Here is a 13297-nt window from a genome sequence, read left to right as displayed (position 1 = left end):
CAGCTAACTCCTTGTGAGGCGCCTGAGTTTGGCGCCTGCCAGCGAATGGCCGGCTCATGTCTTATTTACGTGAACGCTTTATTTTCTGGAGAAATGGACAACCAATTTGTCGCCAACAGTTTGCAGTACCTGAACGATCACCAGCAGCAACATCACCGTCACGACCATCACATCAGGCTGGAAACGCTGGTAACCGAAACGGATCGCCAGGTCACCCAAACCACCCGCGCCGACCACACCTGCCATCGCCGTGTAGGACACCAGTGTAATAGCTGTCACCGTAATCGCCGCGAAGATGCCCGGGCGGGCTTCCGGCAGCAAGGCATTGGTGATGATCTGCCGGGTCGTCGCGCCCATGGCCTGGGTTGCCTCGATGATGCCGCGATCCACTTCACGCAGGGCGGTTTCCACCAGCCGCGCGAAGAATGGCGTAGCGCCCACCACCAGCGGTGGAATCGCACCGGCGACACCCAGGGACGTACCGGTGATCAACACGGTGAACGGGATCATCACAATCAGCAGAATGATGAACGGCAGCGAACGCAGGATGTTCACCACCAGCGACAGCATCGCGTAGACGCCTTTGGCTTCCAGCAACTGACGCGGGCTGCAGAGGAACAACAGCACGCCCAGCGGCAGGCCGAGCAAAACGGTGAACAACAGCGAACCGAAGAGCATCAGAAAGGTGTCGCCGGTGGCCAGCCAGATTTCGAACCAGTCGATATTGACGAAGAAACTTGTCAGGACTTCCATCAGCGCAGCACCTCCATGTGGACGTCAGCTGCGGTGAAGTGGGCGAACGCCGCTTCCATGTCGCCACCGGTAACGGCCAGGGTCAACTGCCCGTAGGGCACGTCTTTGATGCGGTCGATACGACCGGCCAGGATGCTGTAGTCCACACCCGTTTCCCGGGCGACGGTACCCAGCAATGGCGCGTAGGTCGCTTCGCCCTGGAAGGTCAGACGCACGATGCGGCCTGGAACGTGAGCGAAGTCGTCGCGCTGCTCGCTTTCGTCGATCTGCTCGTCTTCTTGCACGAAGCGCTTGGTGGTCGGGTGCTTCGGATGCAGGAACACCTCGGCCACCGAACCTTGCTCGACGATCACGCCAGCGTCCATCACCGCCACCTGGTCACAGACCCGGCGGATCACGTCCATCTCGTGGGTGATCAAGACGATGGTCAGCTTCAACTCGCGATTGATCTCGGCCAGCAATTGCAGGACCGACGCAGTGGTCTGCGGGTCCAGTGCGCTGGTGGCTTCGTCGCACAGCAGGATTTTCGGCTTGGTGGCCAGGGCGCGGGCAATGCCGACGCGCTGCTTCTGGCCACCGGACAACTGCGCCGGGTACTTCTTGGCGTGGTCGGACAGGCCGACCCGCTTCAGCAATTCGGCCACACGCCGGTCGATGTCGCTGCGCGACAGTTCACCGGCCAGTGTCAGCGGCAGCGCGACGTTGTCGGCCACGGTCTTGGACGCCAGCAAGTTGAAGTGCTGGAAAATCATCCCGACCTGCTGACGGAAACGTCGCAGGCTGTTGGCGTCGAGCGCGGTGACTTCTTCGCCGTCGACGAATATCTTGCCGCCACTGGACTCTTCCAGGCGATTGATCAGACGCAGCAGGGTACTTTTTCCCGCACCGGAATGGCCGATCAGACCGAAGACCTGACCGTTCTCAATCGTCAGACTGGTCGGATGCAGGGCGGGAATATCCTTACCGGCGACGCGGTAGGTTTTGTGGACGTTTTGAAACTCGATCACGTAGCGAACCTTGTGGGGCGCGTTGGAAAAGGATCAGCGGTTAGCCGGGCGCGCATTTTAGCCTGTCCGTATAGAGGTTATTAGCATTTATTCCGCATTCAACCTTCCATTTGGCAATAACGCGATCAAAGGTTAGAAAAAAGGAACGGCACAAAACGTCATCAGTCACTAATTAGGCAACTCGAAAACGCCCCCGGTCCGTGCCTGGGGTATTGCTCAAGAGTCCTGGCTACGGCGGGAATCGCAACGAGGAGTTTTGTCTGATGAGTACTAAAAAACCTGCCGCAACCAAAAGCGCACTGGCCGGGACCGATACCCCGGACCGCGGTAACACCAATGCCAAGCTCGACAGCCTGGAACAGTTTCGCTCCGACGCCACTGAACAGGCCCTGCGTACCAATCAGGGTGTGAAAGTCTCGGACAACCAGAACACGCTGAAGGTCGGCGCCCGCGGGCCATCGTTGCTGGAAGATTTCATCATGCGTGAAAAGATCACGCACTTTGACCATGAACGCATTCCCGAGCGTATCGTCCACGCCCGCGGCACCGGTGCTCACGGCTACTTCCAGAGCTATGAAACCCATTCCGTGCTGACCAAGGCCGGGTTCCTACAAGACCCAAGCCAAAAAACCCCGGTCTTCGTCCGTTTCTCCACGGTGCAGGGCCCTCGCGGGTCGGGCGATACCGTGCGGGACGTACGAGGTTTCGCGGTGAAGTTTTTCACCGACGAAGGCAACTTCGACCTGGTGGGCAACAACATGCCGGTGTTTTTCATTCAGGATGCGATCAAGTTCCCTGACTTCGTGCACGCGGTGAAACCCGAGCCGCACAATGAGATGCCCACCGGCGGTTCAGCTCACGATACCTTTTGGGATTTTGTCTCTCTGGTACCGGAGTCGGCGCACATGGTGATCTGGACCATGTCCGACCGGGCGATCCCGAAAAGTCTGCGCAGCATGCAAGGCTTCGGTGTGCACACCTTCCGCCTGATCAATGCCGAAGGTAAATCGCGCTTCGTCAAATTCCACTGGCGCCCCACTGCCGGGACCTGTTCGCTGGTGTGGGATGAAGCGCAGAAACTCGCCGGTAAAGACACGGATTACCACCGTCGCGATCTCTGGGAGTCGATCGAGATGGGCGATTACCCGCAATGGGAACTGGGCGTACAGATCATCGAGGAGGAAAACGAACATAAATTCGACTTCGACATCCTCGACCCGACCAAGCTGATTCCGGAAGAACTGGTGCCGATCACCCCGTTGGGCAAGATGACCCTCAACCGTAACCCCGACAACTTCTTCGCCGAAACCGAACAGGTTGCCTTCTGCCCTGGGCATATCGTGCCGGGGATCGACTTTTCCAACGATCCATTGCTGCAAGGTCGGCTGTTTTCCTACACCGATACGCAGATCAGCCGACTCGGTGGGCCGAACTTTCACGAGATTCCGATCAACCGCCCGGTGGCACCGTTCCACAATGGTCAACGGGACGCGTTGCATCGCACCACCATCGACAAGGGCCGTGCGTCCTACGAGCCGAACTCCATTGATAGCGGTTGGCCGAAAGAAACACCGCCGGCAGCACAAGATGGCGGTTTCGAAAGTTACCCAGAACGCATCGACGCCAACAAGATCCGTCAGCGCAGCGAATCATTCAGCGACCACTTCTCCCAAGCGCGGCTGTTTTTCCACAGCATGAGCAAGCACGAGCAGGAGCACATCATCTCGGCTTACAGCTTCGAGTTGGGCAAGGTTGAGCGGGAGTTCATCCGCGCGCGCCAGGTGAATGAGATTCTGGCCAATATCGATCTTGAACTGGCCAAGCGTGTGGCGCAGAACCTGGGGTTGCCCGCGCCCAAAGCCGGGACGGTCGAAGTACGCAAAACCTCACCGGATCGCTCGCCGGCCCTGAGCCAGGCCAACTTGCTGCCGGCGGATATCAAAACCCGCAAAGTGGCAATCCTGGCAGCCAATGGCGTCGATGGTGCAGCGATTGATGCCATGAAGAAAGCGCTGAAGGCAGAAGGTGCGCACGCCAAACTGCTCGGCCCGACTTCTGCTCCGGTGACCACCGCCGATGGCAAGGCACTGCCGGTCGATGCGTCGATGGAAGGCTTGCCTTCGGTGGCGTTCGACGCGGTGTTTGTGCCCGGTGGCGCGGCGTCGATCAAGGCGTTGAGCACTGACGGCGTGGCGCTGCATTACGTGCTGGAGGCGTACAAGCACTTGAAGGCGATTGCGCTGCAGGGCGAGGCCAAACAGTTGCTGGATGTGTTGAAGCTGGAGGCTGATGCGGGGTTGATCGTGGGGGCGGATGCGAAGTTGATCAAGCCGTTTTTTGCCGCGATCGGGCAGCATCGGGTGTGGGACAGGGAGCCTAAGGCCAAGGCGATTCCGGCTTAAGGTTTGTGTAGATAGAGAGGACGCCATCGCGGGCAAGCCATGCTCCTACAGGTATTGAGTCGTTCACATAATCAACGAACGACACCGAACCTGTAGGAGCGAGCTTGCTCGCGATGCTTTTAGGGTTTACGCGGACTCAAAACCATCTGCGCCGGCACGTTGCGCAGAATCTGCTTCTCCAGGTTCAGGTCAAAATCCGAATCGAGCTTCTTCACGCGTTTGGTCAGCAACGTGGTCAACCACGGGAAGTCCTGGGTGCGTGGCGCCTGAATACTCACGTCGCACTGGTAATTCACCACATCGGCGGCGATCGCATCCAGTTGACGACGAAGCTTGGTCATATCCGTCAGGTTCAACGCAACCGTAGTGCTTTCAGCCGTTGGATCAATGACCTTGGCCTGTGGCTTGGCTTCGGCAGCCATGAGCGCAGCTTCGGCTCTATCCAGTTCAGCTTTGCGGGCATCAACGATGGCATTGTTGACCCCGCCAGTCAGCGCCGGAGCCTTGGGCATCAACGACCGGGCGCGACTCAGCGCCGTGGCAGCCGCATTCACATCACCCTTTTGCAGCACGATCTGACTGCGGCGCAGATAGGCTTCGGCCAGTTGCCGCTGGTATTGCTCAAGGGATTGATCATTCGGCGACTCGGCCTGCAAGGCAGCCAGCTGATCTTCGGCAGTCGCCAGTTCGCTGCTGGCCAGGCTTTGTTGCAGCTGTGCGATGGCCGTGGCCCGTGAACCGGTAGCCTCGGTGGCCGCCGGTGGCGTGCTTTGACAAGCGCCCAGTAGCAGCGAAAATGCAACAAGGAGCAGATAACGGGAGGCTAACAGCTTCATTCCTGCGACTCTCTATTTGCGCAAAAAACGAGCAAGTCTACACCCCTCGACGGGGCAGGACAAAACTCAGCAGAAACAGCGCGGCGGCCGCCACAACAATCGATGGGCCCGCCGGGGTGTCCTTGAACCATGACAGCGCCAGCCCGCCACAGACCGCGAGCATACCCAGCAGGCTCGCGCCCAGTGCCATCTGCTCCGGTGACCGGGCGTGACGTTGTGCCGCAGCCGCCGGGATGATCAGCAAGGACGTAATCAGCAACACACCGACGATTTTCATCGCCACCGCGATCACCACAGCGATCAACAACATCAGGGTCAAGCGCAACGCCGCCACCGGCAGACCTTCAACCTTGGCCAGTTCTTCATGCACCGTGATTGCCAGCAATGGCCGCCACAACGTCACCAGCAAGGCCAGAACAGCCGCGCTGCCGCCGAGTATCCAGGCCAGATCGGTCGGGCTGATCGCCAGCAAGTCGCCGAACAGATAAGCCATCAGGTCGATCCGCACTTCGTGCATGAAGCTTAGTACGACCAAACCCAAAGAGAGCGTGCTCGGTGCGAGAATTCCCAAAAGCGTGTCGGACGCCAGCGGTTGGCGCTGTTGCAAAGTCACCAGCAACACCGCCAACAGCAGGCAGCCTACGGTGACCGCAACAGTCGGGCTGACATCCAGCAGAAAACCCAGCGCCACGCCGAGCAGCGCGGCATGGGAAAGGGTGTCGCCGAAATAAGCCATGCGCCGCCAGACCACGAACGAACCCAGCGGGCCCGCGACCAACGCCAGGGCCAGACCTGCAAGCAGGGCGTAGAGCAGAAAATCAGCCATGCTTGCAGCTATCTCCGTGAACGTGGGTAGGGGCCGACGGGGCGGCGCTGACCACCGAGCCATGCAAGTCATGGGCGTGGTCGTGATGGTGGTGATAAATCGCCAGGCTTTGTGCGTTCTTTCCGAACAGCTCGACGAAAGCCGGATCACCGCTGACTTGCTCGGGATGCCCGGAGCAGCAGACGTGACGGTTGAGGCAGACCACTTGGTCGGTGGTGCTCATCACCAGGTGCAGATCGTGGGACACCATCAACACGCCGCAGCCGTGGCGGTCGCGCAATCGTGTGATCAAGCTGTAGAGCTCAGCCTGACCGGCCACATCGACGCCTTGCACAGGTTCGTCGAGCACCAGCAGTTCCGGCTCGCGCAGCAATGCCCGGGCCAGCAGCACGCGCTGCATTTCGCCTCCGGAAACACTTTGCACCGGGCTGTCGATCACCTGTTCGGCGCCGACTTCCTTGAGTGCCGCCAAGGCCGTGGCGCGGTCCACGCCCGGCACCAGACGCAAGAAGCGCAGCACTGACAGCGGCAACGTCGGATCGACGTGAAGTTTTTGCGGCATGTAACCGACCCGCAGTTTCGGCTTGCGCCACACGCTGCCGCTGTCCGGTTTCAACAGACCGAGTACAGCGCGCACCAGCGTGGTCTTGCCGGCGCCGTTAGGGCCGATCAGGGTGACGATCTGTCCGGGCTCGACGCTCAGCTCGATGTTATCCAGCACGTTTTGCCCGGCAAAGGTGACGGCAACCTTCTCGAGGCGGATCAGCGCGTTGCTCATCAAACCCCCTGGCAACCCGAGCAGAGGCCGACCACTTCAACGGTCTGGCCCTCGACGACAAATCCGACATCCTTGGCGCTACTGATGATCGCGTCGCTGATGGATTTCTGTTCGAGCTCGATGGCGGCGTGGCATTCGCGGCAAATCAGGAACTGGCCCTGGTGGGCGTGCCCCGGGTGATTGCAGCCGACGAAGGCGTTCAGCGAGGAGATGCGGTGGACGAGGCCGTTTTCCAGCAGGAAGTCCAGCGCACGGTATACGGTCGGCGGCGCCGCACGGCGGCCGTCCTGCTCGCTGAGTACCGCGAGAATGTCGTAGGCACCCAACGGCTTGTGGCTTTGCCAGACCAGTTCCAGCACCCGCCGGCGCAAGGCGGTCAGGCGCAGGCCTTGACGTGCGCACAAAGCATCGGCCTCAGACAATGCGCTATGGACGCAATGAGAGTGGTCGTGGGGACGGCTGGCAATCGGTGTTTTAGGCATGAGCGGCGACGAGTTTTGTGAGAGACGTTATTATGTTACCCGTTCTCGCCTCTTCGAGTGGTCATCGTGTCCCGACTTTTTTCTATCTTTGTCGCATTTATCGCAAGTTTTCTGCTGATCAGCTCAGCTCACGCCGAAGTCAAAGTTCTCACCAGTATCAAGCCTCTGCAGCTGATCGCCGCTGCGGTGCAGGACGGTGTGGCGATTCCGGAAGTCTTGCTGCCGCCCGGCGCCTCGCCTCATAACTATGCCTTGCGCCCATCCGACGTACGGAAGGTGCAATCGGTGGATCTGGTTTACTGGATCGGTCCGAGCATGGAAGGTTTCCTGCCCCGCGTGCTGAATGGTCGTACGCTGCCCAGCGTCGCCGTGCAGGATTTACCGGGCCTGAAACTGCGACATTTCGCCGAAGATAGCCACTCCCACGCCGAAGAAGCCGACGAGCATGACCACGATCACCGTCCAGGCAGCCTGGACGCGCACTTGTGGCTTTCGCCGGTCAACGCCCGTGTCATCGCCACAAAAATGGCCGCAGACCTGAGCGCAGCCGATCCGGCCAATGCCGCGCGTTATCAAAGCAACCTCAAGGCGTTCGATGAGCGTCTGGATGCCATGGATCTTCGCTTGAAGGCGCGTCTGGCTGGCATCGCGGGCAAACCGTACTTCGTATTCCACGAGGCCTTCGACTACTTTGAAGACGCCTACGGCCTCAAGCACACCGGCGTATTCAGCGTCGCTGCCGAGGTCCAACCCGGCGCCCAGCACGTCGCGGCGATGCGCACTCGATTGCAGGAAGTCGGCAAAACCTGCGTGTTCAGCGAACCGCCTCTGCGTCCGCGCCTGGCGGAAACCCTGGTGGCGGGTCTGCCGGTGAAGCTGGCGGAACTGGACGCGCTGGGCGGGTACACGCCAGCGACCGCTCAGGGGTATGAGCAGGTGCTGGAGAAGTTGGGGAATGATTTGGCGGGGTGTCTGGAGTCGTTGTAACCCCATAAAAAAGATCGCAGCCTTCGGCAGCTCCTACAAAGATCGGTGTAGGAGCTGCCGAAGGCTGCGATCTTTTGACTTTAAAGCGCGAAAGGCAAATGAGTGCTGACCTTCTGCCGCTGCGCCAGACGCTGCTGAAACTCCATCGGATCGTGAATCAACACATCCTGCCCGGCAAACGACTCGGCGGCGATCAACCGCGATAACCAGAACCGCACACACGCCACGCGCAGCATGGTCGGCCACAACTCCGCCTCGGCCGCCGTGAACGGTCGCAGCGCTGCATAAGCACCGAGCAACGCCCTCGCCCGCGGCCCGTCGATCAACCCGCTCTCGTCCGAACACCAGTCGTTCAAGGCGATCGCCACGTCGTAGAGCATCGGCCCCGAACACGCGTTGTAGAAGTCGATCAACCCGGTCAGGTGCGTGCCTTCGAACATCGCGTTATCGCGGAACAGGTCGGCGTGGATATTGGCTCGCGGCAGCGCCAGAATTTTCGTCTTCTGCTGTGTGATTTCGTCCAGCGCCCGTTGCAGCAGATCGCTTTGCTCGGCATTGAGGTGCGACAGCAACTGCGTGCCCTCTTCCAGCATCCAGTCCAGGCCGCGATCGGTCTTGCGCTTGATCATGTTGGCCTGGGTCGCCAGATGCAGATGGCCGAGCAACTCGCCCACCTGAGCGCAATGCTGCGCATTGGCTTCCTTGATGTGCTTGCCAGCCAGACGTGGCTGCAACAACGCAGGTTTGCCGGCGAGTTCGCGCAAGGCGACGCCGTCGGTGGTGCGCAAGGCATAAGGCACTGGCAGGTCGGCGTCATGCAGCACGTCGAGCAGTTCAATGAAGAACGGCATTTCCTGAACCGGACCACGCTCAACCAGGGTCAGGACAAATTCGCCCTGCTCCAGGCTGATGAAAAAATTGGTGTTTTCGCTACCGGCGGCAATCCCCTGGAAATCAAGCAGGCGGCCGAGCCCGTAAGGGGCGAGAAAGGTTTCCAGCTCGGGCCGAGCCAGCGGGGTGAACACAGACATGTTTGAACTGCCAGTACGGGCGCCGCTGCTTGAGCCAGCGCCGATTGAAATTAAGAAACTACTTCCACTCAAAGATCTTCCACGACGGAATCAGCATATCCGGCTGATCCGAGCGGATGAAGTTTGCATCTGTCCCGTCCGCGCGCACCAGAAAATACGGTGGTGCGCCTTTCGGTGTGACCTTGATCGCATACAGGAAACCGTTTTGACGGTATTCCTGGATGGTTTTGTCCCCTTCCGTGCGGATCGTAACTTCCGGCTCCGGTGTCGGTGCATCGTCCGCCGCCATGACGGCCAACGGAACGGATGCAAACAACCCAGCCAGCAACAGGCGATTTAGTGTGCGCATGATAACCTTGTCCCTTTGTCGTCAACGGTCCCGCTATTCTAGCGCCGGACCCGCCGAAAAGGTTGATCCTGCTCATGAGCCAAGCCCCCCTCGTCCTGGTGGACGGTTCTTCTTACCTGTACCGCGCCTTTCACGCCCTCCCGCCGCTGACCACTTCCAAAGGTTTGCCGACCGGTGCGGTCAAAGGCGTGCTGAACATGCTCAAGAGTCTGCGCAAGCAGTACCCGGACAGTCCGTTCGCCGTGGTGTTCGACGCCAAGGGTGGGACTTTTCGCGATGACATGTACGCCGAATACAAAGCCAACCGTCCGAGCATGCCCGACGACATGCGCGTGCAAATCGAGCCGCTGCACCAGAGCGTGATCGCCCTGGGCTTTCCGCTGTTGTGCGTCGAAGGCGTCGAAGCCGATGACGTGATCGGCACGCTGGCCCGCAGCAGTGCGGCGGCCGACCGCCCGGTGGTGATCTCCACCGGCGACAAGGACATGGCGCAGCTGGTCGACGGCCACATTACCTTGGTCAATACCATGACCGGTAGCGCACTGGACGTGGAAGGCGTGAAGGAGAAATTCGGCGTCGCTCCCGAGCAGATCATCGATTACCTGGCACTCATGGGCGATTCTTCCGACAACATTCCGGGCGTTCCGGGCATTGGCCCGAAGACCGCTTCCGGCCTGTTGGTCGGCGTGAACGGCGGCCTGACCGAGCTCTATGCGCAACTCGACATCGTCCCGACCCTGCCGATTCGCGGGGCAAAAACCCTGCCGGCCAAGCTCGAAGAGCACAAGGAGATGGCGTTTCTCTCCTATCAACTGGCGACCATCAAGATCGACGTGCCGCTGGATATCGGCCTCGACGACCTGCAAATGGGCAAGCCGGATCACGACAAACTCGCCGAGCTCTATACCCTGCTGGAGTTCAAGAGCTGGTTCGAAGACAACCAGCGCGACGCCAAGCGTTCCGGCCAGGAAGTCGCCGCTCCGGTGGCTGAAGAAGCGGCCGTCGATACCGAACTCAAGTACACCACGATCCTCACCCAGGCTGATTTCGACCTGTGGCTGAAGAAGCTCAACGACGCCAAACTGATTGCCTTCGACACCGAAACCACCGGCATCGATGCGCAGCAGGCGCAATTGGTGGGCCTGTCTTTCGCTGTACAAGCCAACGAAGCGGCCTACATCCCGCTGACCCATTCCTACATGGGCGTGCCGGATCAGCTCGATCGCGACACCGTGCTGCGCGCGCTGAAGCCGATTTTGGAAGACCCGAGCAAACTCAAGGTTGGCCAGCACGCCAAGTTCGACATGAACATCCTGGCCAACTGCGCCATCGGTGGCGATCAGAGCTGCGGCATCACCGTCCAAGGCGTCGCTTTCGATACGATGCTCGAATCCTACGTGCTGGACTCCACCGCGACCCGTCACGACATGGACAGCCTGGCGCTCAAGTACCTGAATCACACCACTACCAGTTTTCAGGACATCGCCGGCAAAGGCGCCAAGCAACTGACCTTTGACCAGATCTCCCTGGAACTGGCCGGGCCTTACGCTGCCGAAGACGCCGACGTAACGCTGCGCCTGCATCAAACCCTGCAGGAAAAACTCAACGCTATCCCGAGCCTGAGCAAGGTCCTGAGCGAAATCGAAATGCCGTTGGTGCCGGTGCTGGCACGGATTGAACGCCAAGGCGCGCTGGTCGATGCCAACCTGCTGGGCATTCAGAGCGTTGAGCTGGGCGAGAAAATGGTCGCCCTCGAGCGCGAGGCGTTCGCCATTGCCGGGGAAGAATTCAACCTCGGTTCGCCGAAGCAATTGGGCGTGATCCTGTACGAAAAACTCGGCCTGCCAATCCTCAGCAAAACCGCCAAGGGCCAGGCATCCACCGCCGAAGCCGTGCTGGCGGAACTGGCCGAACAGGATTTCCCGCTGCCCAAAGTGCTGATGCAGTACCGCTCGATGAGCAAGCTGAAAAGTACCTACACCGATCGCCTGCCAGAGCAGATCAACCCGCGCACCGGACGGATTCACACCTCTTACCACCAAGCCGTAGCGGCAACCGGACGTTTGTCGTCCAGCGATCCAAACCTGCAGAACATTCCGATCCGCACTGCCGAAGGTCGTCGGATTCGTCAGGCGTTCGTCGCACCCAAAGGCTACAAGCTGCTGGCAGCGGACTATTCGCAAATCGAACTGCGAATCATGGCTCACCTGGCCAAGGACGAAGGTTTGCTGCACGCCTTCCGCAACGATCTGGACGTGCACAAGGCCACCGCCGCCGAAGTTTTCGGCGTTGAACTGGCGGAGGTCACCACTGATCAGCGTCGTAGTGCCAAGGCGATCAACTTCGGCTTGATCTACGGCATGAGCGCGTTTGGCCTGGCCAAACAGATTGGTGTTGATCGCAAGCAATCCCAGGCCTACATCGACCGTTACTTCGCCCGTTACCCAGGCGTGCTCGAGTACATGGAGCGCACCCGTGCCCAGGCCGCCGAACAAGGTTTCGTTGAAACCATCTTCGGTCGTCGCTTGTACCTGCCAGAAATCAACGCGAAAAACCCGGCCCTGCGCAAAGGTGCCGAACGCACGGCGATCAACGCCCCGATGCAAGGCACCGCGGCGGACATCATCAAGAAAGCCATGATTGCCGTGGATAGCTGGCTGACAGCATCAGGCCTCGACGCCAAAGTCATCCTGCAGGTGCACGATGAATTGGTGCTGGAAGTGCGTGAGGATTTGGTCGATCAGGTCCGCGATGAAATTCGCGTGCACATGAGCGATGCAGCGAAGCTTGATGTGCCGCTGTTGGTAGAGGTTGGTGTAGGAAATAACTGGGATGAGGCTCACTGAGCCGTCTGAAAAGGCGTTTTCCGCTGCGGCATAGTGCCGCGGCAGAACGACCGAAGGGCGCTTAGTTCGGAAAATTAGATGGCCTATTCCAAAGGCTTTTTAAAAAATTCTGAACTAATCTCCCGAATCGCCACTCAGAGTTACTGAATGGGTGGTGAAGCCCTTCGATGCTCCTAATGTTGTGTTAAGTGTTGGCAGATATCTGGACCCCGCCCTAGCGGTCCGGAACTTGAACCCCGGAACTTCCCCCTCCCCATAAGAAGTCCGGGGTTTTTTTTGCCCGCGATTTATTGCTCGGCAATCTCCGAGCCCTTGTCCGCGAGTTCCATCCAGCCTGCCAGTACAGTGTAGGCGTCTTCCAGCCCCATGCGTTTTGGCGCCGAGAACAGCTGGATGCTGATCGCATCACCCCAACCCTTGCGGATGTCTGTCTGAACTTTGAGCAGGACGTTTTTCGCCGCGCCGTAGGTCAGCTTGTCGGCTTTGGTCAGCAAAATGTGCATCGGCATGCCGCTGGCGACAGCCCAGTCGAGCATCAGCAGGTCGAAGTCGGTCATTGGATGACGGATGTCCATCATCAAAATCAGACCCTTCAAACTCTCCCGACCACCCAGATAGGCTTCCAGGTGACGCTGCCAGTGCAGCTTCAACGGGATAGGTACTTTCGCGTAACCGTACCCCGGCAGGTCGACCAGACGACGATCATCGTCTAGCTTGAAGAAGTTCAAGAGCTGCGTGCGACCCGGAGTTTTCGAGGTCCGCGCAAGGCTGGCGTGCGTCAGGGTGTTCAGCGCACTGGACTTGCCGGCGTTGGAACGCCCGGCGAAGGCCACTTCAAAGCCTTCGTCGTCGGGACATTGATCGACTTTGGCAGCGCTGAGCATGAAGGTGGACTGTTGGCACAGGCCGAGGATGGGGTTCTTGAGTTGCATGGGATTTCCGATGTGGGCGGCGCCGGGAATGGACGCGGCGAGCAGTGTCGTTTCCGTTTCAGTGACGC

The 13297-nt window shown here is 59.6% G+C and carries 12 protein-coding genes; 3 read left to right on the top strand and 9 right to left on the bottom strand.

All coding sequences use genetic code 11. The features are described from left to right. Positions 1-78: 78 nt before the first annotated feature. Both ACA079_RS00315 and ACA079_RS00310 read right to left on the bottom strand, forming a co-directional pair. Positions 79-753, bottom strand: coding sequence for a methionine ABC transporter permease (locus tag ACA079_RS00315; RefSeq protein WP_033059807.1), 675 nt, complete (start codon positions 751-753; stop codon positions 79-81). Then, positions 753-1760 carry a methionine ABC transporter ATP-binding protein gene (locus ACA079_RS00310; RefSeq protein ID WP_140676009.1) on the bottom strand — a complete coding sequence of 336 codons (1008 nt, stop codon included), beginning with the start codon at positions 1758-1760 and terminating at the stop codon, positions 753-755. The genes ACA079_RS00315 and ACA079_RS00310 overlap by 1 nt, the downstream gene beginning before the upstream one ends. Positions 1761-2023: 263 nt before the next feature. Between ACA079_RS00310 and katE the strand changes: the two genes are divergently transcribed. Then, entirely contained in the window at positions 2024-4162 is a 2139-nt protein-coding gene (gene katE, locus ACA079_RS00305; protein ID WP_497702203.1) for a catalase HPII, read from the top strand. A 119-nt stretch (positions 4163-4281) separates the two neighbouring features. On the opposite strand, the gene ACA079_RS00300 is transcribed toward katE, so the two are convergent. The 4 genes from ACA079_RS00300 to zur are packed head-to-tail and all read right to left on the bottom strand — an operon-like array spanning position 4282 to position 7084. After that, positions 4282-4998 (bottom strand): PA5502 family lipoprotein, encoded by a 717-nt coding sequence (locus tag ACA079_RS00300; protein WP_497702202.1) that lies wholly within the window; start codon positions 4996-4998, stop codon positions 4282-4284. 37 nt (positions 4999-5035) lie between these two features. Beyond that, positions 5036-5824, bottom strand: coding sequence for a zinc ABC transporter permease subunit ZnuB (gene znuB, locus ACA079_RS00295; protein WP_497702201.1), 789 nt, complete (start codon positions 5822-5824; stop codon positions 5036-5038). After that, positions 5817-6602: a zinc ABC transporter ATP-binding protein ZnuC gene (znuC, locus tag ACA079_RS00290; protein ID WP_497702200.1), complete on the bottom strand. Its 786-nt coding sequence runs from the start codon at positions 6600-6602 to the stop codon at positions 5817-5819. The genes znuB and znuC overlap by 8 nt, the downstream gene beginning before the upstream one ends. Then, a complete protein-coding gene (gene zur, locus ACA079_RS00285) occupies positions 6602-7084 on the bottom strand; it encodes a zinc uptake transcriptional repressor Zur (RefSeq protein ID WP_033059798.1) in 483 nt (160 codons plus the stop codon). Before zur ends, znuC begins: the two co-directional genes overlap by 1 nt. Positions 7085-7150: 66 nt before the next feature. On the opposite strand from zur, the gene znuA reads away from it, so the two are divergent. Further along, complete coding sequence (gene znuA, locus ACA079_RS00280) at positions 7151-8071, top strand: zinc ABC transporter substrate-binding protein ZnuA (protein WP_497702199.1); 921 nt, start codon at positions 7151-7153, stop codon at positions 8069-8071. An 80-nt stretch (positions 8072-8151) separates the two neighbouring features. Here the strand turns inward: znuA and ACA079_RS00275 are convergent, their stop codons facing one another. After that, positions 8152-9102, bottom strand: a complete 951-nt coding sequence (locus ACA079_RS00275; RefSeq protein WP_497702198.1) for a homoserine kinase — start codon at positions 9100-9102, stop codon at positions 8152-8154. Positions 9103-9160: 58 nt separating this feature from the next. Continuing rightward, positions 9161-9451, bottom strand: coding sequence for a DUF2782 domain-containing protein (locus ACA079_RS00270; protein ID WP_046055305.1), 291 nt, complete (start codon positions 9449-9451; stop codon positions 9161-9163). Positions 9452-9525: 74 nt separating this feature from the next. Between ACA079_RS00270 and polA the strand changes: the two genes are divergently transcribed. Further along, positions 9526-12297 carry a DNA polymerase I gene (gene polA / locus ACA079_RS00265; protein WP_497702197.1) on the top strand — a complete coding sequence of 924 codons (2772 nt, stop codon included), beginning with the start codon at positions 9526-9528 and terminating at the stop codon, positions 12295-12297. Between the two features lie 287 nt (positions 12298-12584). Here polA and yihA read toward each other — a convergent pair whose 3' ends face one another. Next, complete coding sequence (gene yihA, locus ACA079_RS00260; RefSeq protein WP_046055303.1) at positions 12585-13229, bottom strand: ribosome biogenesis GTP-binding protein YihA/YsxC; 645 nt, start codon at positions 13227-13229, stop codon at positions 12585-12587. Positions 13230-13297 lie beyond the last annotated feature (68 nt).

It is taken from the genome of Pseudomonas sp. LBUM1645 (assembly GCF_059716185.1).
This window is presented reverse-complemented; position numbering and strand designations above follow the sequence as displayed.